The sequence below is a fragment of the Mucilaginibacter auburnensis genome (assembly GCF_002797815.1).
Classification (GTDB): domain Bacteria; phylum Bacteroidota; class Bacteroidia; order Sphingobacteriales; family Sphingobacteriaceae; genus Mucilaginibacter; species Mucilaginibacter auburnensis.
Genome location: NZ_PGFJ01000002.1, coordinates 1,138,107 through 1,164,627, shown reverse-complemented (window position 1 = coordinate 1,164,627; position 26,521 = coordinate 1,138,107). Strand labels below are relative to the sequence as shown.

The window sequence follows — 26,521 nt, the reverse complement described above, 5'->3', positions numbered from 1 at the left end:
CAAATCTAATAAATACATATTGTTAACCGCTTAAATAGGCTTACTAATTTTAAGGTTATAGCTTACTATTGAACAGTGTGGTATTGTGTATAATCATTATTTTAGCATTTTAACTGTTTATGAGGTTTTGGGCAACACTTTCTGTTTGTTTTATGCTTTTGCTGAACCATGCTGTAGCGCAGGAGCAACACCAGATTGATATACTTAAAAAACTGGTTGAGAAACCCGGCGCCGATACTTCAAAGGCGCTGCATTACATTGAACTTAGCAAGCTTTATTACCTTCAAAAACCCGACACTGGTGCCATATACGCCAATAAGGCGCTTTTAATTAGCGACAAGCTTGAATTTAAGCGTGGCCGCATGAAGGCGCTTACACAGGTAGGCTTTTCTTTATGGTTATTAGGTGACCCGGCTTCAGCCTTGGAGGCTTTTTTTGAATCTAATGACATTGCCGATGATCTGAACGACCGATGGACCACTGCACGGAATTATGATGGTATGGCATGCGCCAATTTAGAGCAGGGCGAAATAAATGATGGTATTGACTACGCCAATAAATCGGTTGCGTTATTTGCTGAACTGAAAGACTATTCTAATATGGTGAACGTGCTTAATGATGTTAGTTTCGGTTATCAGTCAATAGGTAAATTGAATTTAGCGTTGCAATATGCCAAACATGCTTATCAGTTGGCGCTAAAAACTAATAACAGGCAGTGGCTTCCGCTATCATTAGGTAATATTGGTCGCATTTACAGCCGTTTAAATAAGGATAGTTTGGCGTTGAAATATCTGCGTAAAGCAGTGCAATTGGATAAGCATCCAAAAGCATGGATACAAAGCAACACTTACAATACTTTGGCTGATGTTTACCGTAAGATGGGGCAGCGCGACTCAAGCATTTACTATTACCGGCAAGGGTTTAAGGTAGCTACAGACGCGGCAATTATTCAGAATGCCTTAATAAGCAGCACCATGCTGGCACGCCTATACGAAGGCTATAACGATGCCGAAGCTGTAAAGTATTATCGTAAAGCTATTGCGCTTAAAGACAGTTTGAGCAGTGCCGAGAAAACAAAGAAGTTTGTACTGGTAGCCATTACCGATCAAAGGCATAAGGAAGAACTTGCCGAAGAGCGCAAGCGAGCTCGTGAAGTGCACGAACAGAATTTGCAGCTGTTGGCTATTGCTGTTTTCATACCTTTTTTTCTGATAGTAGTGCTGTTGCTTAGCCGCACCAAAACGCACCGCCGCATTATTGAATTTATGAGTGTGCTGGCGCTGCTTTTTGTGTTTGAGTTTATTACCCTGCTTATCCATCCGCTTATTGGTAAAATCACCGACCATACGCCGGTATTGGAGCTTTTGATATTGGTAGCATTGGCCGCTGTATTGGTGCCGCTGCACCATAATTTAACGCACTGGCTCAAGCATAAACTGGTAGATGCCCATGTTGCTGCTGCGCCCAAAAAGCATCATGATGAAAACCATCCTATAGAAGTTGAGGTTAAACAAGATACTAACTAAAAACATCCAATGACCGCTACAGAAGTACTCGGCAAATTAGAAGCCCTTGGCGATGAAAAAGTTCGTGTGCAAAACGCTAAGCGCGGCGCCAGCCCTAATCAGTTTGGTGTTAAAATGGGCGATATACGTGCCGTAGCCAAGGCTTTAAAAACCAACCATAAGCTGGCACTTGAACTTTGGGCCACCGGAAATGTGGAGGCGCGGCTGGTAGCTATCCTCGTCATGGTGCCGAAAGAACTTTCTGTTGATGAGTTGGACACCATGGTGCGTTCAGAGCGGTTCCCGTGGGCGGCAGACTGGCTGAGCAGCTATGTTATTAAGGAGCATCCTGAGAAGGAACAGTTGCGTATACGCTGGATGCAAAGCGACGATCCTATGACCGCCCGGGCCGGATGGAGCCTTACTGCAAGTAAGATTGCACGGGATGCAGCAGGTTTGGATCTGCCCGCATTGCTTGATCGTATTGAAACAGAAATGCCCACCGCCGCGCCCGAAGTACAGTGGACCATGAACACGGCCCTGGCTTACATAGGCATTCATCACCCTCCGTTGCGTGAGCGGGCTTTGGCAATAGGAGAACGCTTAGGCATTTTCCGTGATTACCCGGTATCAAAAGGGTGTACCTCGCCGTTCGCACCGATATGGATCAATGAGATGGTGAAACGCGGCAGCAAATGATCTGCATGAATGCGTTCAATTTCTACTCATCTTTCTTGTGGTACTTAAACTTGAGATAAAGCATAACCCCCGATAAAATTATAGATACGATATTGGTGGCAATGATGGGGAAGTCTGATTTAATGAATCCATACCATACCCATAGGGAGTTGCCGGTGAGTAACACAATAAACATAAACGGCGATACATCAGCCGCTTTTTTGGTTTTGATGGTGGTAATAATTTGAGGTAAACTGGCTGCTGATGTGCATACGCCGGCCACCAATCCTAATATCTGGGTGCTTTCCATTCTAAATTTTTAAATGATTAACCGCTGTTGCGGCCGTTTGAACGGAAAGAATATGGATGTTGAACGGCGAGTAGTAATTTATAAACATGGCGTTTACAGTATTGTTAGGTTACGCGCAATTTTTTATTTGTAGTTTGAAAATTACCTGGAAGGATGTTTTTTAGCAGTATATTTACATTACTAATCTGAGCCCTTTATGATTATCACCATAAAAGATGAAACCTTTGGCGGCAAAATACTGCGGGAACTGAACGTTGAGTTCAAAACTGAAATAGTTACTATCCGTGACATTATCTCGGCAAGGGTACTTCAGGAAGTTGAATTCTACAACAACCGCATGCCCGATTATTTTACGGGGCTTGTTGAGCCAACCGAAGCCGAACAAACCCTAAATGGCTACAAGGTAAAGTATAAAAAAATTATTGATGCTGAAAAGCAGGTTTATGTTGCTTTGGCCGCTTTTCAAAGCAATGGCTTTTTTGTTTTGGTAGATAATATGCAGTCTGAAGGCCTGGAACAGAAGGTTGAGCTTACAGATAGTACCCTTATAAGCTTTATTAAACTTACACCCTTAGTTGGAGGTTGATATGGGCTTGCTTGATAAAATTAAACAGGCATTTTCAAATACCGTATCCTCCGTTACAAGCCTGTCTGAAAGTGAATTTGATAAGGTTCTTGCCCAAACACATGCCGAACAAAAAAGGCTCGGTGGATACTTTTGGGGTATGAAGCTTAATTCGATCAATGAATACGCAAATAATGTTGTCAATTGGGACGATAAGAAGAAAATTGACTTTATCATCTACTGTATAGTTGAGATAGCAAAGTTCTATAGAGAAATAAAGTCTTATTCTTCCTCAGACGAAAACTGGCAAAAAATTGCTGTAGCGGAAGCTTATTTAGCGCAACTGTTTAAAACAAAGCTGACAATTAACGAGGATGACCTGAAAAGATTGATTGAGGCTTTTTTGCAGAACAAGAAATGGGATTGGGCGGCACTTAACAGATGGCCGGTATTGGCAATGATCAATCAGCTATCCAGGCAATACAAAAATGGTGTTCCTGAAGGAATGTTGGAGCCCTTGACTGACATTAAGAATGTGTTTGAAAAAATTACAGACCATTACCTCCAAAAGGAAAAGCTAAAGATTATTGAAAAGATTAACGCACTGTTATTTACCTCAATAGCTCAACCGGAAGAAATTAAGCCTACACTTTTTTTGGGCGAGGACAGATTTGCAATGTATGCCAACAACGTTATTAACAACCTTCCACTTAATGAACGTGAAATATGGTACCAGTTAATAGCACGGGCTATAAAAGCAAGCGGTGCCAAGCCTTCGGCCAAGTACTTGAATGAAACCAAAGTGTTGTTTAAGCAACTTGGGGTTGATAAATTTAAAAGCATTGTTAATGATTGGTTTGCGTTTGTTATTGGCTTAAAAGAGATTACCACAGTTCACAACTCATCCGGTTACAGTTATTCAACATCTGTTTTTCTGAACGGAGTTAGCGTTGATGCCATTAAAGGCTTTGTTTGGATGTGTGCGCACTTTCATGACAGTAATACGCTCAATAATTTGGCAAAACTGGCTGAGCGATGCTATAAAAAAATGCCGGGTGTAGGGCCTGTGGCAGCGGCTATAGGTAACGCTTGCCTATTCGCGCTCTTTACTTCAAAAGGCCTTGATGGTATTGGTCATTTGTCGCGTTTGAAATTGCGGGTAAAACAAGCATCGGCCCAGCAAACTATTGAACGTTATATTGAACAGGCTGCTGATGACAAAGGTGTTACTATACACGAAATTGAAGATATGGCTGTTGACGGCTTGGGTTTAATAGCTGGTAAACGCATTTTTGAATTTGAAAACTATACGTGCGAATTACACGTAACGGGTATAGGTAAATCAGAACTTAGCTGGATAAAGGCAGACGGCACACCACAAAAATCTGTTCCGGTATCGTTGAAAGACCAGCAAAGCACACGCATAAAGAAAATTAAAGAAGTGCAAAAGCAGGTTGATGTTGCAACATCGGCACAACGCGACAGGATAGACCGGATGCTAAGAAGCAGCAGAAAAATGAGCATGGATTACTTTAACGAGTATTATCTTAACCATGGACTTATATCGTTCATCGCAAAGAAAATCATCTGGAATATTACAATTAGCGGCAACACAGTATCGGTTATAAAAAAAGATGATGAATGGGTTGATAGTACCGGAACAGTAGTTTTACCGGAAGTTGGTGCGCTCATATCATTGTGGCACCCGGCAACAGCATCGGTGCAAGAAGTTAAACAATGGCGAAATTATCTGATCAGTAATCAAATTCAACAACCGCTAAAGCAAGGCTTTAGAGAGGTTTACTTGTTAACCGAAGCCGAACTGAATACACGCGTATACAGTAACCGTATGGCGGCACACGTGCTAAAGCAACATCAGTTTAATATGCTGGCTAAAACCCGTGGCTGGAAGTATGCACTAATGGGCGCTTTCGATAATGGAATTAATAATGGTAGCGCGCAATTACAACTGCCTGAATACGGACTTAAAGCCGAGTTTTGGATAAACGAGGTTGCTGCCGACGATGCTTTTAACGAAACAGGAATATGGAATTATGTGGCTACTGACCAAATAAGGTTTACACGTATTGCCGACGGAGAAGTTGTTAATTTGATTGATGTACCTGCTTTGCCTTTTACGGAAGTGTTGCGCGATGTTGACCTTTTTGTAGGAGTAGCAAGCATAGGTAATGACCCTAACTGGCAGGATTCGGGTGGTGTTGTGGCTCTTAATACTTATTGGAGGGCTTACTCTTTCGGAGACCTTTCTGAACTGGCCAAAAATCGTAAAGAAATACTTGAGGGACTGTTGCCTCGCTTAAAAATAAACAAAGTTGCCGCTATTAAGGATAAGTTTTTGGTTGTTGAAGGAAAGCTACGAACTTATAAGATTCACATTGGCAGCACCAATATTTTAATGGAGCCTAATGATCAGTATTTGTGCATAGTGCCAGATAGAACAAAAACAAACGTATCAGACAATCTCTTTATCCCTTTTGAGGGCGATGCCGGTCTTTCGGTCATCCTGTCAAAGGCACTCATGTTGGCTGATGATGATAAAATAACAGATAAAACCATTACATCACAAATAAAAACGCGATAGATAAACAAAGCTAAATTACTCACCCAACGGCAATGTAAACCAAAATGTACTGCCGTTTCCCGGCTCGCTGTCAACACCTATTTCACCGCCATGTTTGTGGATGATCTCTGCGCTGATGTACAAGCCTAAGCCCAGCCCTGAGAATTGCCGGTTATCGCTGTCGGCCTGGTAATAACGTTCAAAAATGTGTTTCACCTTATCGGCCGGTATCCCCGGCCCTGAGTCTGTAACCGATACCTTCACCTGGTTCGGAAGTTCCTCAACACTTATTTTGATCTCTCTTGATTTTGGGGCGTATTTAACAGCATTGTTAACCAGGTTGACAATAACCTGATCCAGTAATTGTTCATCAGCAGTTATTTGCAGGTTCAGGTCGCCGGTAAATATAATGTCATGCTCGCCCACAGTGCGCACATGCTGGCAACATTCGTTAATTAGTTCGGCAATAGAGAATTTAGTTTTATGAATAGGGAAGCGGCCCTGACTAATGCGGTTGCTGTTAAGCAAGCTGTTGATCAGGTCACTTAGCTTATTCAGGCTTTTATTTGCCTGGGATAACAGCTTCTCAAACTTGTTCGGGTTAACATCCTTCTTCATGCGCTCTAATAGCTGTAAGGCTGCTTTAAGCGCGGTAACAGGTGTTTTAAGTTCATGACTGGCCACACTGATGAAATCGTCTTTTTGTATCATCATTTTACGGCGATTGGTAACATCCATAAACGTGCCTATGCCGCCGGTGAGTGTGCCTCGCTCATCAAAAATAGGGGCCGAGTTGATAGATATGTACATGCGTTCGCCAACTGGTGGCTGTACAGCAATTTCCTGGTCATAACTGGCAAGCCCGGTACGCATCATTATAGCCATTGGGTGTTCCTCATCAGGCAAAGGTGAACCATCTAAACGCAGGTTTTGCCAGCGAGCATCGCCGTAAGTGCGTTTTTTTATTTCGTCTTCCGAGAGCCCTAAAATACGTTGCGCCATTGGGTTAGCATAAACCATTTGTCCGTTAGCATCAATAATACCTACGCCTTCGGCCATGGTATCTAAAATACCTTGCAGTCTTGTTTCGCTGGAACGGAGTGTTTTAGCCAGTTCGGTTTTTTCAGCTATTATATCTTCCAGGTTTTTGCGTGCTAATACCTGTTCGGTTACGTCAACTGCAATATCCATTACGCCAACAACTCCGGTCTCATCTCTAAGCGGCCTGTAGCTGAAATTAAAGTAGCGGGTTTCTAATACACCATCGCGCATCATGGGCACAGGTGCTTCGTTCCCATCTAATGCCTTGCCTGTGTTAAATACCTCAAATAACATATCAACAGCCGTTGCTCCCTCAATTTCGGGCAGGCCCTGTAGTAAAGGCTTCCCAATAATGCTTGTGTCTTTATTTAAAATTTCAAGCATGGCATGGTTAGCAATATCAATAACCATATCTGCCCCTCTAAACACCAGAATAGCAACAGGGGCCTGTTGAACCAAACGTTTAAAGTCGGTTTCAGACTCTTGCAGCAGAATGTTAAGCCTGCTGATGCTATCGTTGTAGGTTTGGAGCTCGCGGTTGGCCGTTGATAGATTTTTATTGGCCACCGTCATTTTTAAATGAAGCAGCTCTTCATGCTCCTGCTTTTCCTGAACCTGTTTAAAGGCTTCAACCCGTTGTGTAACATCAGCTGAAGTGTGGAGTATTGCGTAGGTTTGGCCCTCTTCATTTAAAATGGCGCGATATTCAAAATCAAAAAATGATGTTTTTAACTCACCGTCAATCATTAATGATGCGGGTGTATTGGTAGCCGAATAGGTTTCGCCGGTTTGCCAAATCTTTTTAAGAATGTCAAAAAATGGTTGGTCATGCAGTTCGGGCAAAGCATCTTCTATTGTTTTTCCTTTAACAGAGAAGTTTTTACCCCATAGTGCAAGCATAGATTGGTTAACAAACCTTATATGCAGGTCTGCACTGTCATAAACCGCGGTAGCGTCTTTTGACTTTGACAATATATCCAATAACATTTGGTCTGTTAACATGACGTAGCCCTTTGCAATTATAATACCAACTACCAACCTGTGTTGCTAATAATTGTTTACAAAATGCTTCACTCTAATTGGGTGTAAGTTTGAAGGCAGCATATCCATAGGTGTTAAAGCGATGATGACCGGCTATCAATTCGTTCATTGGCGTTTTTGGTTATTGCCTTAATAACGTCATCCAGTTCATTAGCAGATAGCTTTACGTATGCTAAAATTTCTGCAACCTCTTTTTCGTTACATTGGGTATTGTTGAACAACTCTACAAGGCCCATTATTCTTGACAACGGAGCACGTATAACGTGCGATTGCATCCATGATATTTCCCTCAGCTTTTTATTTTGAGTTTCAATAGCATCAAGGTGATTTAGCTGTTCAGTTACATCCATTGCCAGCGCTATGCGCGCCGACCGTCCATTATAGTCAAGTCCGCTACTCGTAATGTCAACTTTTATCAACTCGCCGTTTTTCTTTCTGTGGGTAAAGATACCTGGTTTATAGAGGAAAGAGCTGCTCATCGGGCTTTTTTGTGAGTCTTCCAGCTTTGATATTTCAGATGCCGGACGGATATCGCGTAGTGTCATTTTTAAAAACTCTTCGCGAGTATAACCATAATGAATTACTGCGGCGCGGTTAACATCTAAAAAAGCTAAAGTTTCGCTATCGAATACAAATTTGGGTAATGGGCTTAATTGGAAAAGGTCCGCATAGCGTTTTTGCGATACCGACAATGCTTCAGCTTGTTCTTTAAGTTCCTGCTCTGCCTTTTTCCTTGGTGTAATATCTTTAAAGAATATTGACAAGCCGTTGGAAGATGGATAAACGTTAATATCATACCATTTTCCAAGTGGTGGATAATAATCTTCAAACCGCAAAGCCTTTCCTGAAGACATAGCTTTGTGATATTTGATGTATGATAAAGATTTAACTGTATCCGGATAGACCTGCCATATATTCTGCCCTAAAATTTTTTCTTTTGGTGTTTTTAATTCTTTTTCAGCAACATGGTTCCAATATTGAACCATCCAATTCGTATCTAAAGAAAAGAAAGCGTCACCGATACTTTCTAATATAGTATTTCGCTCATTTAAAAGCCTGATCGCTTCTTCTTCTGCTTTTTTCTTATCGGTAATGTTTTTACCTATTGAGAACATTACATCTTCCTCATTACCGCGCGCGGCTGTCCAAGCCAGGTTAATAACAGCGCCTGAACGCGTAATGTAGCGGTTTTCAAAATACACTGAACGAAAACTTTCATTTTTAAAGAGTTCCATCCGTTTCTTACTTTCGGGTCGGTCATCAGGATGAACAAAGTCATCAACTGTCATGTTTAATAATTCTGCTTCGGTGTAACCCAACATTCGGCACATGGCCGGGTTAACTTTTTTAAACTGACGGTCCATTCCTACTATGCAAATAATATCTGATGCCGCCTCAAAAATATCACGTACTTCATTTTCTAATTGTCTGCGGGTGATAGTGGTACCAAGGTAATCGCCCAACCTGTTAAGGGTGCCATCATCCATATAACCGGGTCTTTCGTTACCGGTAAGGCCGATCAATAATACGCCGATCACATTGCCGTTATACCGTAAAGGAACGCCAAGGGCGGAAATGAGTTGGGCTTTGGTAGCCGCTTCACGCCGCAAAAAGTCCTTCCTGTTTGCCAGATCAGGCCAAAATTCTACATTCCCATTCATCCATGTAATTCCCGGCAGACCGTTGCCTTTGTCAAGTTGGCGCATATGGGGGTGATCTTCAAAAAAAAGATTATAGCGTTCGTCAGCAGCTGCTTGTGAGGCTAATTTAATATGTTTTAAATCTCTGTTAACCAACCAGGTCTCAGCCAAACAAAAGCAGCTGCTCAATGCTAATACTTTTTTCATTACCTGTTGCAGCAGTAGCGGCGGCGGCTCCATTTGATTAAATATCTGGCTAATGTCTGCCAATAAAGCTTTTTGCTGTTCTTCCCGCTTGCGCCATCCTATATCACTAATAAAAATTGACAAGCCATTGGCTGTGGGGTAAATGCGGTTTTCCTGCCAAAGATCAAACGGAGCGTAATAATCTTCATTAGTTACCGGTTGGCCTGTTATACGTGCTTCTTCTATAGCATGCCATGTAGGCGTGCCAACAACATCCGGAAATAGCTCCCACATTGTTTTGCCGATCATTTCTTCAGGGAGTAAACCAACTATCTCGCAAGTACGCTTGTTAACATAGTTATAACGAAGGTCGTGATCAACTCCAATAAATCCATCGTTAATACTTTCCAACAAACTGCTTATCTGCTCATTTTTTTCAATGAGCTCCTTTTTTATCATTTTGCCTTCAGTACGATCAAAACGAATAGCTACGTATCGGTATGGCTTGCCTTTATCATTTAAGAAAGGCACAATGGTAGTTGCCACCCAGTAAATGTCGCCGTCTTTACGGCGGTTGCATATATCACCTTTCCAAACATTGCCCGCTGCTATAGTGCGCCATAAGTTCTTCATAAAGGCCTTGTCGTGAAAGGTGGAATTCACTATACGATGATCCTGACCAATAAGCTCATCCTTGCTGTAGCCGGATATTTTGCAGAAATTATCGTTTACGTGTTTTATAACTCCTCTTTGATCGGTTATTGCCACTATTGCGCTGGCATCAAGCGCCTGCTTATAATCAGATAACTCAGTAAAAGCCTGCTTAAGCGTTTCTTCTTTTTTATGTTTTTCGGTAACATCGTGAAAGTTGAGAACTATAGCACGGATCTCGGGCTCCTGTAACCAGTTGGTGAATACGCCCTCTAACTCAATAAAATGCCCTTCAAAGTGCCTTGACCTCAAATTGCATGGTAAGGAGCATCCGGGTGTTTGCAGTAATATGTCAAGTGTATTTTTTACTCTTACTCTGTCGGCAGGATGAACAATTTCAGCAAAGCTGGTATCTGCTCTTGCGTTATCGTTAAAGCCTGTTATGCGTGCAGCTGCCGGGTTCCTGTAAATAAAGTTAAAATCAGCATCAAATAAAGTTATGCCCGAATAGCTGTGTTCTATCAATTGTTGAAATAAGCCCTTCGTTTCTGAATTTTGTACAGGATGGTTAAACCTATATTCCATTTTGCGGGTATAAGTAAGGCTATCTACAATAAGCGCATAACCCTGCAAAGTGCTATTCTGGTAAAGTGGTTTGAACGTGGCAAAGCCCGGAAACTGCCAGCCATCTTTACGGCAAACTGTTATTTCAACGTTGCTGCTACCGTTTGAGAATGCCTGTTCTAAATTTTGCTTAATTGAAAGTCCCTTCAGCAACAAGGCAACAGGTTGTCCCACAATCTCGCCGGCCAGGTATTTGTAAAAATTCGCGGCACCCTCGTTCCAAAATGAAATAATGCCATCGCAATCAAGCATACAAATAGCGTGCTCGGAAATGCTTGAACTAAAAAGGTCAAACAATTGTTGGCCTGTTGTATGTGAAGCTGCACTCATTAATAAGGTATTGCGAAAGGTGTCTTTATAAATGTAAATACTATTTTGCTGTTTAAATTTAATTAACTGTAAAATAGGTATTTATTGTAATAGATAAAACTAGTTGGCTTTTATTGATATTTTGCGCCAGATAGAATATAAACCCAACACAAATACCGCAGCTATTATTACGTACACCCACACCGGGATGTTACGGCCTGCAATAATTAGATAAGTATACGGAATGCAAAATGCAACACCGGCCAGCGTGAGCGGTAGTATAAAAGGTCTTTTACGTCGGATATTGTTAATGCCCCACCCCAGAAAACTAAACAAACCTACTTTACTGAAGAGGTATAGAAAGAAGATCAATGCAGGATCAACCCCGTGCTTATCGCCCAGGTCAACCACCCAATCTTTGAAGGTATCGATGAAATCTTTCACTCCTGCAATATACTATTAAAGCAATTTTTCCAAAACAATCAGTTTTGAATTACGTATAATGGCTGAACGTTTTGAGGATTGTAAAAATTGCAAACAAGTGGCTGTTTGAAGCAATAACCTGTTAAACGAACCGTTACATTTTTATAATTATTTTTTGAACCTGCCAATACAACCTATAGGTTTACGTGGTAATTTAGTATAAAATTTGCTGCCAATATGAATCCATTTGAATTATCACAAGTTGCCGATCTGGGTGCCGAAGTTGCCAAACTTCTGCAACACGAATTGGGTAGCCACGGACATGTGCATGCAATAGCCAGCCGCGTGGTTATTTCTATCAACAAGTTTGAAGGTGAATTTAAATTAGGCAATATGCTGCAGCATATTTACCGAACGGTTGATCAGCATTTCCCGGTGAGAAAAGAACACATATCATTAGTGGTGAAAGAGCTGGAGGGGGGCGCTGAAAATGTGTTCAAAATATGGAAATCAACCACCTGAAATAAATAAGGCCCGTTTCCGGGCCTGTATCAATTGTACTTTTTTATTTAACTTTTAGAGCTTCACCTTCAAAGGTTATTCCTGCACAACCATTTGCCATAAACTGACGGATGTTTTGGTGATCGGTACCGTCAGGTGTATCAAGTACGGCTTTATAATGCTCAGCAAACAGGTGAAGTGTATCTTCAGCATTCAGGTTGTTTAACTTTGCGAAAGCAAACACGCGCGCGCTTCCCTGATTTTGGGTAGATTCATTATAAGCATCGCCGTTTTTAAAAGCGGTGGGCTGATGCTGGTAATTAGCATCAATAAATTCAAGCACTTTAGCAAACGGAGTCTCGCCCTTTTTTAAAGATGCCAGTAAAGTTTCAAGTTGTTGTTCCATGCGGTAAAAATAGCAGAAAACAATTTTACTTGTTCACCATCCACAAACCTGTAGCCAATCCCACTAATGCCGCAGCTGCAATGTACTTACGATGAGCACGCGGCTTGCCCGGCCAGCCAAAACCACCATACGGAGACATGCCATAGTTAACAGTGCTATAAACATTGCCATCAGTTTTGCTTATCTCATCTGCCTGCTTCAAATAGGTACGTACCATACCCGCGGTTGCATTGGCCATAGTTTGCGGAAAAATTGCATGGGCAAGCTTTAGTAATACCGATACACTGCCTACATACCTTGTAGCTTGTGGCCTCACGGCTACATCAACCATAGCTTTCCCTACACGTCGCGGATCGTAAACCGGAGGGGCAGGTTTAAGTACTTTGCCGGTGTAATTGCCTGCGTGTTGTATGCCGGGTGTATCTAAAAATGCAGGAAAAAGGTCGCATACGTAAATATAGGGCCAAGGTGTAAGCTCAGCTTTTAGGGCTTCGTTAAAGCCTCGTAAAGCGAACTTACTGGCTGTATAGCCAGCGCCATAAGGCATAGGTATAAAGCCGCCTATGGATATGTTGTTAATGATGATGCCACGTTTTTGTGCTTTAAAAATAGGCAGTACCGCGTGTGCACCGTTCATATAACCCAACAAATTAGTACGGATAACCTGCTCATGCATGGCCATGGGCATTTCATCAAATGGCCCTGCTGCCAGTACGCCGGCATTATTAACCCAAACATCAATTCGCCCAAAAAAGTAGTTGGCCGCATTAGCCAGACTTATCATGGCTTTTGCGTCTGTAACATCTGTTGCTACTACCAATACTTCTGCGCCTAACCTACGGCACTCTGCAGCAACTTCATCTAACACCTCCTCATTGCGTGCGGCAAGGGTTAGCTTGGCACCGCATAAAGCAAACTCAATTGCTGCGGCCCGGCCGGCACCGCTTGATGCACCTGTTATTACTACGCTTTTATTTAACAATTTTTTTAGCATTCTCATGATGTGTAGCGGCTTTAAAATGGCCGGTGTAGCTGTGCTTGTTACAAAATTTGTTCCAACCCTTTAGTAGGAGGGCCGGTTAACACCGAACCGTCAATAGCGAACCTTCCGCCATGGCAAGGGCAATCCCAGGTACACTCGGCAGCGTTGAAGTTAACAATACAGCCTGCATGTGTACAAACCGGATCAAGCGCGTGGATAGTACCATCTTTGTCCCGGTATACGGCCATTTTTTTATCGTTAGATTCCACTACTTGACCGGTGCCAGGCTGCAGTTGTTGTAATGATTGTTTTTCTTCCACGCCAAAGCGGTCGGCTACAAAACGGTAGGCTACATCAGCGTTCTCTTTCATAAACTCCGTAAATCCATCAATAGGTTTTATTCGCGACGAAGAGAAGATTTTATCATACTTACTCTCCACGCCCAACGCCATCTCAGCCAATATTTTGCCTGAGATACTTCCAAGCATCATCCCGTTACCGTTAAAGCCGGTTGCAGTATAAATACCATCGGCCATAAAAGGAATTTGCCCCACATAAGGCAAACCATCGGCAGGGATGTAGTATTGAGACGACCAGCGGTATTTTATTTCGGCTACATTATAATATTGACGGGTGTATGCTTCCAGATCGGCAAAGGCTTGTTCAGGGTCATCATGGCCTGTTTTATGTTCATTGCCGCCTATTAATAACAGTTTTTGTCCGTTTATCTGGTGGGTACGTACGTAGTGGTATGGCTCCTGCGAATCATAGATCAAAGCATCGGGGTAATCATCATCCTGTAATGTAACCGCCAACACATAACTTCGGTAAGGCGCACATTTAAAGCTGAACACCGTTATACCCGGCGGCAGGTGTGTTGCATAAACTATTTTTTTTGCGCTGATGCTTTTTTCGGCTGATAGCGCCGTGTGTATATTATCTTCATGCTCCAGCTTATCAATCAGCGTGTTTTCAAACAGATGCCCCCCGGCTTTTAAAAAGGCATCTTTAAGTGCCATCAAATATTCAATAGGGTGGAACTGCGCCTGATTGGGGATCTCTAAAGCTTTGATATAAGCTACCGGCGTAGGTGCGTTTTCGGTATAGCTTGCTGCTACACCCACCTTCATAAAGCCATTATAAATATCGTCCAATTGTTTGGCTTCGTCTTCCGTTTCGGCGTAGAGATAGCCGGTTTTGGTTTCATGTTGACAATCAATATTAAAGTCGGTCACCATTTGTTTAATAATGCCTGCGCCGTCGTTTATTGCATCGGCAAAAAGTATCGCTCCGTCTTCTCCAAAAGCACTTTCAGCCTCTGGGTAGGTTGTATCTGCAAAGGTGTTAATATGGGCGCTGGTACCGCCTGTGGTACCGAAGCCAACGTTGTGCGCATCGGCTAAAGCCACTTGTTTGCCTTGCTGCTGCAATAAAACAGCGGCTGTTAAGCCGGTTATGCCTGCGCCTATTATCAGGCAATCGTATATTTTGCCGGTTGGGGTTTGGTGGTTTACCAAAGCCCCGGTGGGTAACTGCCAGGGGCTATTCAATGCGCCGTCGCGTGTGTGCGTTGTGTTTTCTATATGCTGTGCCATAATAAAACAACCTGCGCAAACACCGCTTGTTTTATAAGCGGGCGTTTTACGTATAAACCACGGGTTGCGGTTTAACGTAGCATTTAACGCTCTGCTATTGCCTATACGTTAACATGATTGTTAACATTGCTACGGTTTAAGAGGTAATGGCGAAAAATTAATTTCACTATGTATCAACGCTTTCTAAATATATTCAGCGTTTGGGTGAAAAAAAAAGAAATTTCTTTTGCAGAATTCAGTATAAATCCTACTTTTGCACACTCCAAACCGGAAAACACTCCTGAGTAGCTCAGCCGGTTAGAGCATCTGACTGTTAATCAGAGGGTCGCTGGTTCGAGCCCAGCCTCAGGAGCAACAAAAAGCCTTTCAGTGTATGCTGAGAGGCTTTTTTGTGTTTAGTGGGTTTTGAAGAAGCTCGAAAACAGTCTTTTGATAGTACATTGTTAGTACACGGATAGTACATAGTTAGTGCAACCGTCAGCCATAGCCAACACAGTTATTGTTTATTTATAAATCATCTTAAACGAAAAAAGAAAAACAGAGGATAATATTTATCCGGTAATTGCGAGGGTCACTTTTAACAGAAATAACACTACTGTAACCACCGGCCAAACAATACGGGAATCAACTTGTCAATGAGCTGCTGGAAGTAAAGCGCACCGGCAACGCCATTGTGTGTAAAACTGCGATTAATAGATTGGTTGGCTATTGCGGAAACTCTAAATTGCAATTTAAGGTAAATAATGCATTTGTGACATTTAAATCTTCAAAAATGTTCGACATTTGGCGCGCTCCCGCTAGCTTCCAAACTGGAATCGAAACTCTTCATCATCTTCTACTATGAGCAAGCTTGCTACTGCATTTTTACTGTTTGAAGCAGAGAGACCGGCTGAGTGTGACATTTGTTTTTTGGAGTTATCAATTTTCACGGGGCTTTATATTCTGATAGGTTTTTAGGTGATTGACGTTTTATCTCTATTGTAATAGATGCAACTATTCGGATCAAGGAAATTTTGTGTAGGGTTAAGTGGTTTCAAAAATCTCCTTGCATGCTATGTCAAGAGATGTTTTTTTTGGCTTGTGCAATAAATTCCTTCGGAGACATTTGATATTTAGCTTTGAAAACTTTCGCGAAGTAATTTGGATTGGCAAACCCGGTCATGTAGGCTATCTGCGAAACATTTAGATTGCTCTGTGCCAGCAACTCTGCTGCATTTTCTAACTTAATAGATCTTATATACTCCACTGGCGAAAGTTCTGTAAGTTCCATAAGCTTTCTGTAAAGCGTGCCACGGCTCATACCTACATAGGCGCTTATATCTTCAACAGACAAGTTTGTGTTACTCATATTTTCCTTGATATAGTGATTGATTTTCTTTAAAAGTTTGATGTTTGCCGACTCAATCTCCTCTTTGGGCTCGATGATTTGTACCTTTTTTAAAAAGGTGTTTTTCAAGGTTTGATTTACAAACAACAAATTGCGGATTTTTACATGTAAAATTTCAAAGTTGAACGGCTTTGTTAAATAGTCGTTAGCCCCAGCCTCCAATCCTTCAACTTGCTGTTTCTCTCCACTTATCCCGGTTAAAAGAATTACGGGTATATGGCAGGTGCGTTTATCAGCTTTAATTTTTTTGCTAAGCTCAATCCCGCTCATCTCAGGCATTGATACGTCACTTACTACCAGTTGAGGGTGTTGTGATAGCACTTTTTTCCATCCCTCGCGGCCATTGCTTGCTTCCACTATATTGTAATGCCCTTTAAGATTATCTTTTAAATAAAATCTGATATCTTCATCATCATCTACAATTAATATTACCGGAATGTCAACGCGCTTTTGTGAAGTAGGGAGATCCTCCGGGGTAAATTCCAAATAAGTACGCTCCTGATCATCCACGGCGGTTTGGGCAACTGCTAACGGAATGATCGGCATTGTAATTTTAAATGAGCTACCTTCATCTACCTGACTGTTAAGACTGAGCGTTCCGCCGTGCATTCTTACAAATTCGCTAACAATAGACAAGCCTATACCGCTTCCCTGTCCGGTTGTTAATCCTTTGGTACTATGTTGAAAAAACGGTTCAAATATTTTTTCCTGAAGATTTTCCGGGATCCCAATGCCGGTATCATTAATTTCCAGGCACATGGTATTTTTCCCGTCGCCGTTGTTTTCTATAACATAAAAATGGACGGCAACTTCACCTTGGATTAATGTAAATTTAAATGCATTAGAAAGTAAGTTAAAAACAATCCTTTCAATTTTATCATGATCAAAAAGGCAAGGAAGTTCATCAATTTCGCTGCTAAAATTGAAATATATATTTTTTCGTTCTGCTATATCGTTAAAAGCTTCGCTGGCTTCCTTCAAACATTTCACCAAATCTCCTGGAGCCAGGTTAAGATTGAGCTGCTGCACTTCCATTTTCCGGAAATCCAATAATTGATTAACCAGATTAAGCAGCCGCTTCGCGTTGCGCTGAATAACGACAGATTCTGCAACGACAGTTTTATCCTGGCAGTGAATAAGCTTTTCAACCGGGCCTGTTATGAGCGATAAGGGTGTACTAAAATCGTGGCTTAAATTGGTTAGAAACTTAATTTTAAGCGAATCAATAGCATGCATTCTCTCTGCCTCCAATCGCTGCCTGTCAATCAAATCTTTTGCCCTTGACCTTTCTTGTTGTAAATCAAACTCCCTTTTTATTTTGTCAATAGTGCGTTTTCTATGAAAATAGAGAATAGAAAAAATTATTAAGCCATAAGCACAATAAGCATAGATAGTTCGCCACCATGGGGGAAGCACAATAATTTGGATGTTTTTTTCTTGCGAACTCCAATTTCGGCCATCGTAGCTCGCCTTTACGTGAAAAATATATTTTCCGGGATCAAGATTAGTGTATGAGGCACTTTTAACGCTTCCAACTCTATTCCAACTATGGTCTAAGCCATCTAATCTGTATTCAAATTGATTATCATTGGGATTTGTGAAATCCAGTGCCGCATACTCAATCGAAAAATTTTCGCCGTATTTAAGAATAATTTCTTTGGCAAAGTTAATTTGTTCTTTGATAGGTGAGTTTTTTCCAGGCACTACTACATTATTTGACACCTTAAGTTTAGTTAGCAAAACGTTGTGTTTTTGAATAATAGATGGTACTTTGGAAGATTCAAAAAAGTTGAATCCGGATTCTCCACCGAAATAAACTGTACCATTTTCGGCCGCAATTCCTGATCCCTCGTAAAAAGGGGCGTTAGCTACACCATTATTAGTAGTGAAAGATTTAACGGTGTTATTTAATGGATTAAATGAGCTTAACCCTTTGTTAGTACTCATCCAGATCAAACCAGCCTTATCTTCTACAATTTGATAAATGGTTGTGTGGTTAAAAAATCCGCCGGCCTCAGTTAGTCCCCTAAAAGATTTTCTTTTTTCATCAAATACACATAGGCCGCTATTTGTGCCTACCCAGGTGCGTTGGTTTCGATCGTGTAAGATGCATAGTATATAATTATTGATCAATTGTCCCTTAGCTTTGGAATAAAGGGCAAATTTTTGAGTTTTTGGATTGAAAACCGCCATGCCAGAACCATATGACCCTATCCACACTTCGCCATTTTTCTTAGTTGCTATTGCCCTTATATATCCATTTGTAGGCAGTGACGGGCCATTTACTTTCAGGTCTACTGAAGGATATACCTCCCATTGACGTTTTGATGGATCAAATACCTTTACACCCTGACCATTTATCCCAATCCATACCTTGCCGGTATTATCTTCATCAAGGCAGCGGATGGCATTTTCATTTTTTAGCTTGCCATCAACCTCTTTATATAATAACTCGCTTTTTCTTTTCTTTGGGTCATACTGAAAAATGTCTCCCTCACGGGTTGCAATCCATAGCTGGCCGCTTTTTAAAATCTTAATAGCTAAAACGTTTGGCTGTAATGAGGATGCGCTTAATGGAACCAAATTTGTAGTACGGGTGTTTTTATTGAACACTTGCAAACCAGCCCCAATTGTTCCAACAAAAACATCGCTGTTATTTTTCAAAGTGGCTAAAGAAGTTACGATGGGTGACGGAAGATATTTTGGTTGAAATGTTACGCTTGGTTGAAAGCCAAATAGCGCTAAATTTTTGTCATACTTGTTAATCCCTCCTCTTATAAGACCTATCCAAAAAATTTTGTCGTCCGCTATATATAGCGTCTTTAGTTGATTATTTCTCAACCCGTAAACATTTCGGGGATTCGAAGTGATTACATTAAATCTCATACTGTTGAGATCGAAAATCCGTAATCCCTCTTCTGTCGTTAGCCAAAGTTCGCTAAGACCAGGCGCGATAGCTAAGTCGTGAATAATATTGGCTCCTATGTGATCACGATCTGAATCCTTAAACACACGAAATGCTCCATCCTGAAGCAATGTGTTAAGACCATCGGAGGTTGAAAACCACATTCGGTTAGAATTATCTTGCACAATTCTGGTGACGTTGTTATTGCTTAAAGATTTGGGGTTAAATTGATCATGAATATAGTGGTCAACTTTATTTCGCCGAGGATCGAATCTATATAGACCATTGCGCGACCCAATCCACATCCTGCGCTGGTTGTCTTCGAATAAAGAAATAACACGCCATACTTTCTCAGTACGTCGCGCTTCCGCCGGAGTTTCAAAAAGTATAATTTTATTGGTTCCGTTCTCTATGATCCGAAGATCTGAATATGAGCCTATCCAAAGATTACCCTTGTAATCACGGCAAAGCACACGCACAGATAGTCCATAGGTCTCTTTAATTGGAATGAAAACATCTTTCAGCGGATCATAGTAACACAATCCGTTGGAAGTACCCACCCACAACCGGCCAAATTTATCTTTGTACAATGCCTGAATCACATTGCTTGGCAGACTCAAGGAGTCTTTTGGTATATTACGGTAAATTACAATATTGGTACCATCAAAACGATTTAATCCGTTCATCGTTCCAAACCATACAAACCCACTTGTATCTTTGGTAATTGCGTTAATGGCATTAGATGAAAGCCCCTCAGAAGTGGTAATGTGCGTAAAATCATATCCCCCTTGCCCGTAGGCTGCACTACTAAATAAAATAAGAAGTGCAGTTAAAAGTCTTATAAAGCCGTAAGTTGGAAAAACTGATTTGGTCATACAATTAGATATCATCAGGTGCGATCAACTAGAACAAATGTTTTACTAGCGATACATTCATTGGTTTATAGGTGCTTATCCGCTATTTAATTGGTAAGAATAACGTTTTTACAAATATAGATAACCTCTCAACTCTAAGTACTTCGCGTTTTACTTTGCCAGACTTCCATGACTTATTGTTTAAAAAATAAACAGCTGATAGTCAATGAATTGAACAACTACTATCGTTTGCGTTTACCTTTTGGTTTGATACAATAGTTTCCAAAATTGAAACGTGAACGATGTGTCATGAGATGCTTTAGAAGCGAATTTTGGACTGTACTGTAGTTGTGCATACAAAGAACATTGTCTTTCACAGCGTCGGTACTAAAGGCATGTCTTCTGTGACTTGCTTTTCATAGAAACCAATTAGATACTATTTTTTATTGTTAATCAAGACATTTATGTCCTCGACCATGTGTGCGTACTCAATGGAGAACTTAAAGGCATTTCTGCGTAAGCAGGCGTGTACTGTAGAAGACTATAAATGGCTCCAGCATTATTTTAATCATGCAGACGACCGCGAACTGAAACTTTTAATGCATGACGAGTACATGCAGCAATCACCGGCTCTTTACAATGAAGAGCTACCGTTCTCAACCGAGATACTTGAAAAAATACACAGCAAGTTAAACAAAACGACGTTCAAGGGAAACATTTGAAATAGCATAAACCAGTATAGCGTGTTTCGTCTCGGCAAATTTCACAACGATCTAATACCTAAACTATTCATATAACATTATTTAACTAAAACCAATATATAAGAGAAGAAAAAATTAAAAAGCTTGCTAGATATCAAGGATATAAGGCAATGGTAATTCATAAAAATCTAAAATTTAAACTTATTTAATGAATAAACTTCAACTCATAATTAATTAGCTCAGGTAGTTTAACAAACGCTTGCTGCTGAAACAGGAAACTTGAACCGGAATGTCGTTGATAAATCAATACATCAAAACTTATATCGGGCCGGTTCCCGATACCAAAGCCTAAATTTCTTAACCAATTACATAAACCAATCATTAGGACTTTTTTGCATTTGGGGTTTTCAACGAAAATTTCTTGAACTCTTCGGAAACAAATTCTTCTCCCATTGATGAGATATGAGGTCTCAAAATTGGCGGAGAGGTATATGTTACCGGTTCGTATTATAAACCTTTATAACCTAATTAATGATGAAATATAAAAGAAAGCGATTTCTTAAAATTCCATGTTTGCTTGTGCTACTGGTCTTCAGCGTTTTTACCGCTTATTCGCAAGGTAGAATAACGCTTACAGGCACTGTTTTCGATGCTACCGGACAGCCCCTTATGGGAGCAAATGTGGCTGTAAAGGCAGATAACCAAACAAAGACGGTTACTGACAAAGACGGCAAATTCACCCTATCTGTTACCAATCCTGGCGTTACACTTGTGGTGAGCTACCTCAGCATGGTTACCCAGGAGATAAAAGCCAATGGCGCTGTACCACTTAAGATAACACTGCAGGACGATAATAAGATGTTGAGCGATGTAATTATTGTAGGCTACGGTCAGCAAAGGAAAGAAACCCTTATAGGCGCTGTTACGCAAACCAACGCGAAGGCGTTGGAACGTACCGGCGGCGTAACCAATTTAGGTATGGCATTAGCGGGTAATTTACCCGGCGTAACAGTATCGTCATCATCAGGTATGCCCGGTGCGGAAGACCCTCAAATACTCATCCGCGCACAAACCACATGGAACTACAGCGCTCCTTTGGTAATGGTAGATGGAGTTGAGCGCCCGCTAAGCGCTATCGATATAGGTTCAGTGGAGACTGTTTCCGTTCTTAAAGACGCAGCCGCAACGGCAGTTTATGGAGTAAAGGGCGCAAATGGCGTTATCTTGATAACAACCAAAACCGGCTCTGTGGGAAAAGCTCAAATAAGGGCCCGCGCAAATACAACCGTCAAAACGGTGTCGAAATTGCCTGCGAAATACGACTCATATGATGCTTTATCACTTAAAAATAGAGTAAGCGAACGGGAACTGTCTACAGATTATACACTGTGGCCTTCTAATTTCACTCCCGGAGCTATTCTTTATAAATATCGCTATCCAGCTAATGCAGATGAGTGGGACCGTTATCCTAATACAGATTGGGAAAAGGAACTATTTAGAGATTATGCGATGGCTTACGGCGCTAATGTAAGCATATCTGGGGGGGCCAAAGGGGTAACCTATTTTGCCTCTGCAGATTATGTGAGCGAAGGGGATTTGTTAAAGACGTTTAATAATAACAAAGGGTATAATTCTGGTTATAATTATGACAGGCTCAACTTTCGCAGTAACCTTGATTTTGACCTTACCAAGACTACGAAACTTTCAACTAAGTTATTCGGATCGAATGGCGTGCGAAGATTCCCATGGGGAAAACCGAATGGAAACAACAACTCGGCCACTTTTGCCTGGACAGCGGCTTACAGGTCTGCTCCTGATGCTATGCGTCCGATATACTCCGATGGAACATATGGCTTCTTCCCGAATGCCACCTTTGATGTACCTAACTCGATTGCCGACCTGGCAAATGCAGGCCAGGAAACGAATACAAGTACCCAGATCACAACCGATTTTATTTTGAATCAGGATCTGAGGATGATCACGAAGGGCTTGAAATTACGGTTAAGCTACTCCTATGACAATACTTTTTCAGAGAGCGGTCGTGGTATTAACGACACGAATAATCCGTTTCAAGCAAAATGGATCAATCCTATCACCGGAGCCGTTCAGTACAGTCAGACCACGGATCCCAATACGCAGCTGGATTTTTATGAACGGGTTAACTGGAGCGCTGCAGCAGGTTCAGTTGATGTAGGCTCAACCTATCGTAGACTTAATTACTCCGCTCAATTGGATTACAATCGCTCTTTCGGCAAGCATGACGTAGGGCTAACAGGAGTCTTCATGCGCGAAAGGATAGCCCAGGGAAGCGTATTTCCGAGATTTAGAGAGGATTGGGTTTTCCGTACTACTTACAAATTTGCCTCCAAATATATAGTTGAAGCTAATGGAGCATATAATGGTTCTGAACAATTTGGTCCTAATTACCGTTTCGCGTTTTTCCCGTCAATTTCTGCAGGTTGGGTAATTAGCAATGAGAAGTTTATGAAAAAATTAGACTTTATTCAGACGTTGAAACTGCGCGGATCTTATGGTAAGATAGGTAACGACCGGCAGGGTGGGGACCAATTCTCCGGACGCTATCTTTACAGAGATCAATGGACTTTTTCAGGCAACGCTCCTATGGGCCCACTGGCCCAGAATTCGCCCTACACTTTTTATAGTATAACGCAGCTGGGTAACCCTAACATAGCTTGGGAAACAGTAGAGAAAACTAATGTTGGCTTAGACTTCGGATTTTTAAATGGATTGGTTGAAGGAAACTTGGACGTATTCAGAGACATACGGAGTAATATCATCATAGCCGGCGCGGATAGGGCCATTCCAAAATACTTCGGTCAGAGTGCGCCAAATGCCAATCTCGGTAAAGTTCAGGGAACCGGCTTCGAGCTTGAGTTACGTTTTAATTTTAGATTGAACAACGGATTGCGTTTATGGGCCAATCCATCTATCACTCATGCAGTCAATAAAGTATTGTTTCGCGATGATCCCGAGTTACTACCAAGTAATCTAAAAAATGCAGGATATCAGTTAGGACAGGTGAAATCGTATCTATCGTCTGGATATTTGAGGTCATGGGATGATGTTTACGGAAGCGCGCCACGAAATGCGAATGATCAATTTAAACTGCCTGGCGATTATAATATTATAGACTACAATGGTGACGGCATAGTAGACCGTTTTGACGTTGCACCTTATCAATACTCAGGTTCTCCTCAAAATACTTATAATCTCTCCCTCGGGATCGAATGGAAAGGGTTTAGCGCTTTCGCTCAGTTTTATGGCGTAAACAATGTCACCCGTACTATTAACTTCCCAACCTTTGATACATACTCCGCCTCAAATACGGCTTATGTAGAGGGAACATACTGGACAAAAGAATCCGGAGGTAATGTACCGTTGCCTCGATGGGGAGCATTGCCAGAGGGAGTATACGCCACACGATATCAGTATGACGGCTCCTATATCCGTTTGCGAAATGCAGAACTGGCTTACACATTCAGTGGGCCATCAATGAAGAAGATTGGGGTGAAGTCATTCAGAGTATTTGTAAACGGGAATAACCTGGCATTATGGACCAAAATGCCGGATGATAGGGAGTCTAACTTCAGTTCTGGCGGTGGTTCCCTTCAGGGTGCCTACCCCACTTCAAAACGTTATAATCTGGGTATTGATGTAAGCTTTTAAAAAAATTGACGATGAAAAAGTACCATAAAATAGTATTAATTCCCCTAACGGTGGCATTAATATGCGTGAGCTTCGGGTCATGCAAAAAATATCTTGATGCAGCTCCGGCTACAGCCGTAAGTGATACGGAGGCGTTTAAGAATTATAGGAACTTCCAGGGATTTGTAGAGGAATTGTACAATGCGGTACCGGTAGCTACCGGATCGACGTCGCACAACAACTGGAATTTCGGCGAAGAGGAGTTATGGCAAACCAATGATAACAGGATATTATCGTATAATATAGATCAGGGAGATTACAGGGCATGGGAAAATGCAACATTCGGTTCTTGGTTCAAATACGATAATTACAGTGCAAGTAGTACCTCCAGAGGCAATAAAGGTCAGTTATATGGACTTGCATGGTATTCTATAAGAAAAGCAAATGTTGGGCTGGCTAATTTAGATAAGCTTACTGATGCGACTCCTCAAGAGAAAAAATTGATCGAAGGGCAGTTGTATTTTTTTCGCGGCTGGTATCACTTTATGTTGATGCAGTACTGGGGCGGGTTGCCTTACGTTGATGTGGTGCTGCCTGCTGACCAGACTCCCCGGATTCCGCGCTTAAATTATCAGAAGACCGCAGAAAAGGTATCTGCAGATTTACAGAAAGCAGCAGATTTATTGCCTGTAGACTGGGACCTGTTGCCTGATGCGGACGTGCCTACTGCCAAATCAACCAAGGGAAACAATGACCGTCGTATAAATAAAATTATGGCGCTCGGCTTTTTAGGAAAAAATCTCCTTCTGGCGGGTAGTCCGTTAATGAACCAGGAATCTACAGGCGTTGAGGCTTATAATACCGAGTTATGTAAAAAGGCCGCTGATGTATTTGCGGAAGCCTTAAAAATTTGCGAGGCTACTAACCGATATGAGTTAGTGCCCTTTTCAAATTACAGCGAAATTTTTTACACGTATGCCCAGGCAAATCGTACGCCTGGTTCGGCCATTATCGGCGGAAAAAGATACCTGGAAGCCATCTTTCAGGAAGGTATAGTTGAACCTGGCCGCTGGCAATCCAATATGATCAATGACTATCGCCCGGCTACCATTCGTACTACTGGTTTAAAGTGTTATCCTACAGCGAATTATATTGATTATTACGGAATGAAAAACGGCCTTCCCATACCAGACCCTACCAAACCTGATGCCGAGTCTGGCTGGGATCCGCAATTTCCATGGAGAAACAGAGATCCCCGTTTCTACAATGATATTATGTTTGACGGCGAGAAGGCCGTTACTAACGGAGCGAACGTGGGTAATAACGAATTCAGGCAATACGCCAGCTTATACACCAACGGCTGGTATAGGACAACGGACGGTGCTGCAGCTGTGTATACAGGTTATATGCTTTCCAAATTCACCAACAAATTGTTAAATAGTTATGGAGATCCTTATGGAGGTAACAACTGTATGGTATTGAGTTTCCTTCGATTGTCTGATATGTACCTGATGTACGCGGAGGCTGTGTCTGAGGGCAATAACAATCCACTGGCGAGCGCATCAGGCTATACCAAAACAGCTGTGGATGCAGTGAACTTTGTAAGAGACAGGCCTGGGCTGGGAGTAGGCCACGTGGCACCGAAATTTTTAGTCTCACAAGATATGTTCCGACAAGAATACAGGAGGGAGCGGGCGGTAGAACTGGCGTATGAGGGACACAGGTTTGTGGATTTGCGTCGCTGGAAACTGCTTGACAAATTGCCATACACACTTAAGAAAGCAGTAGAGTTTGACAGGGCAACCCCGAACGCGCAGGTATATGCTGATCCGAAAAACGCCCGCGTTCAAAACTTCAGAGAAACCGTATTGATTGAAAGGAAATTTACAAGCAAGCATTATTGGTTCCCTTTCCCAATAGCCGATGTTAATCTGTACGCTGATTTTAAGCAGAATCCGGGTTGGTAGTCT

At 41.7% G+C, this 26,521-nt stretch carries 16 protein-coding genes and 1 tRNA gene; 9 read left to right on the top strand and 8 right to left on the bottom strand.

What is annotated here, in order from left to right:
- Nucleotides 1-119: 119 nt before the first annotated feature.
- Entirely contained in the window at nucleotides 120-1,526 is a 1,407-nt protein-coding gene (locus CLV57_RS15750; protein ID WP_100342339.1) for a tetratricopeptide repeat protein, read from the top strand.
- A gap of 9 nt (nucleotides 1,527-1,535) precedes the next feature.
- Nucleotides 1,536-2,204 carry a DNA alkylation repair protein gene (locus CLV57_RS15745; protein WP_100342338.1) on the top strand — a complete coding sequence of 223 codons (669 nt, stop codon included), beginning with the start codon at nucleotides 1,536-1,538 and terminating at the stop codon, nucleotides 2,202-2,204.
- A 22-nt stretch (nucleotides 2,205-2,226) separates the two neighbouring features.
- Here CLV57_RS15745 and CLV57_RS15740 read toward each other — a convergent pair whose 3' ends face one another.
- Nucleotides 2,227-2,493 (bottom strand): SemiSWEET family sugar transporter, encoded by a 267-nt coding sequence (locus tag CLV57_RS15740; RefSeq protein ID WP_100342337.1) that lies wholly within the window; start codon nucleotides 2,491-2,493, stop codon nucleotides 2,227-2,229.
- A gap of 196 nt (nucleotides 2,494-2,689) precedes the next feature.
- On the opposite strand from CLV57_RS15740, the gene CLV57_RS15735 reads away from it, so the two are divergent.
- Nucleotides 2,690-3,079 (top strand): hypothetical protein, encoded by a 390-nt coding sequence (locus CLV57_RS15735; protein WP_100342336.1) that lies wholly within the window; start codon nucleotides 2,690-2,692, stop codon nucleotides 3,077-3,079.
- A gap of 1 nt (nucleotide 3,080) precedes the next feature.
- Nucleotides 3,081-5,660 carry a DUF4132 domain-containing protein gene (locus CLV57_RS15730; RefSeq protein WP_100342335.1) on the top strand — a complete coding sequence of 860 codons (2,580 nt, stop codon included), beginning with the start codon at nucleotides 3,081-3,083 and terminating at the stop codon, nucleotides 5,658-5,660.
- 15 nt (nucleotides 5,661-5,675) lie between these two features.
- Here the strand turns inward: CLV57_RS15730 and CLV57_RS15725 are convergent, their stop codons facing one another.
- The 3 genes from CLV57_RS15725 to CLV57_RS15715 all read right to left on the bottom strand — a co-directional run bounded on the left by CLV57_RS15725 (nucleotide 5,676) and on the right by CLV57_RS15715 (nucleotide 11,575).
- Complete coding sequence (locus tag CLV57_RS15725) at nucleotides 5,676-7,682, bottom strand: ATP-binding protein (protein ID WP_157799185.1); 2,007 nt, start codon at nucleotides 7,680-7,682, stop codon at nucleotides 5,676-5,678.
- 113 nt (nucleotides 7,683-7,795) lie between these two features.
- On the bottom strand, nucleotides 7,796-11,152 hold the full coding sequence (locus CLV57_RS15720) for a PAS domain S-box protein (RefSeq protein ID WP_100342333.1): 3,357 nt from the start codon (nucleotides 11,150-11,152) through the stop codon (nucleotides 7,796-7,798).
- A gap of 99 nt (nucleotides 11,153-11,251) precedes the next feature.
- On the bottom strand, nucleotides 11,252-11,575 hold the full coding sequence (locus tag CLV57_RS15715; RefSeq protein ID WP_100342332.1) for a hypothetical protein: 324 nt from the start codon (nucleotides 11,573-11,575) through the stop codon (nucleotides 11,252-11,254).
- Nucleotides 11,576-11,791: 216 nt separating this feature from the next.
- On the opposite strand from CLV57_RS15715, the gene CLV57_RS15710 reads away from it, so the two are divergent.
- Nucleotides 11,792-12,076, top strand: coding sequence for a hypothetical protein (locus CLV57_RS15710; RefSeq protein ID WP_100342331.1), 285 nt, complete (start codon nucleotides 11,792-11,794; stop codon nucleotides 12,074-12,076).
- Nucleotides 12,077-12,119: 43 nt separating this feature from the next.
- Here CLV57_RS15710 and CLV57_RS15705 read toward each other — a convergent pair whose 3' ends face one another.
- Genes CLV57_RS15705 through CLV57_RS15695 form a run of 3 tightly spaced genes read right to left on the bottom strand, consistent with a single transcriptional unit; the run spans nucleotide 12,120 to nucleotide 15,038 of the window.
- On the bottom strand, nucleotides 12,120-12,461 hold the full coding sequence (locus CLV57_RS15705; RefSeq protein WP_100342330.1) for a HopJ type III effector protein: 342 nt from the start codon (nucleotides 12,459-12,461) through the stop codon (nucleotides 12,120-12,122).
- 25 nt (nucleotides 12,462-12,486) lie between these two features.
- Complete coding sequence (locus CLV57_RS15700) at nucleotides 12,487-13,461, bottom strand: SDR family oxidoreductase (RefSeq protein WP_245857091.1); 975 nt, start codon at nucleotides 13,459-13,461, stop codon at nucleotides 12,487-12,489.
- Nucleotides 13,462-13,502: 41 nt separating this feature from the next.
- Nucleotides 13,503-15,038, bottom strand: a complete 1,536-nt coding sequence (locus tag CLV57_RS15695) for an FAD-dependent oxidoreductase (protein WP_100342328.1) — start codon at nucleotides 15,036-15,038, stop codon at nucleotides 13,503-13,505.
- Nucleotides 15,039-15,316: 278 nt separating this feature from the next.
- On the opposite strand from CLV57_RS15695, the gene CLV57_RS15690 reads away from it, so the two are divergent.
- A tRNA-Asn gene (locus tag CLV57_RS15690) sits at nucleotides 15,317-15,390 on the top strand.
- Between the two features lie 705 nt (nucleotides 15,391-16,095).
- Here the strand turns inward: CLV57_RS15690 and CLV57_RS15685 are convergent.
- Nucleotides 16,096-20,205 (bottom strand): hybrid sensor histidine kinase/response regulator transcription factor, encoded by a 4,110-nt coding sequence (locus tag CLV57_RS15685; protein WP_169927093.1) that lies wholly within the window; start codon nucleotides 20,203-20,205, stop codon nucleotides 16,096-16,098.
- A gap of 470 nt (nucleotides 20,206-20,675) precedes the next feature.
- On the opposite strand from CLV57_RS15685, the gene CLV57_RS15680 reads away from it, so the two are divergent.
- The 3 genes from CLV57_RS15680 (at nucleotide 20,676) to CLV57_RS15670 (ending at nucleotide 26,518) form a co-directional block, all read left to right on the top strand.
- The gene (locus CLV57_RS15680) at nucleotides 20,676-20,906 is read left to right on the top strand and encodes a hypothetical protein (RefSeq protein ID WP_100342326.1); all 231 of its coding nucleotides are present in this window, start codon (nucleotides 20,676-20,678) and stop codon (nucleotides 20,904-20,906) included.
- A 510-nt stretch (nucleotides 20,907-21,416) separates the two neighbouring features.
- Nucleotides 21,417-24,572, top strand: a complete 3,156-nt coding sequence (locus CLV57_RS15675; protein WP_211290081.1) for a SusC/RagA family TonB-linked outer membrane protein — start codon at nucleotides 21,417-21,419, stop codon at nucleotides 24,570-24,572.
- Between the two features lie 11 nt (nucleotides 24,573-24,583).
- Nucleotides 24,584-26,518 (top strand): RagB/SusD family nutrient uptake outer membrane protein, encoded by a 1,935-nt coding sequence (locus CLV57_RS15670; protein ID WP_100342324.1) that lies wholly within the window; start codon nucleotides 24,584-24,586, stop codon nucleotides 26,516-26,518.
- The last annotated feature ends 3 nt before the right edge of the window (nucleotides 26,519-26,521 follow it).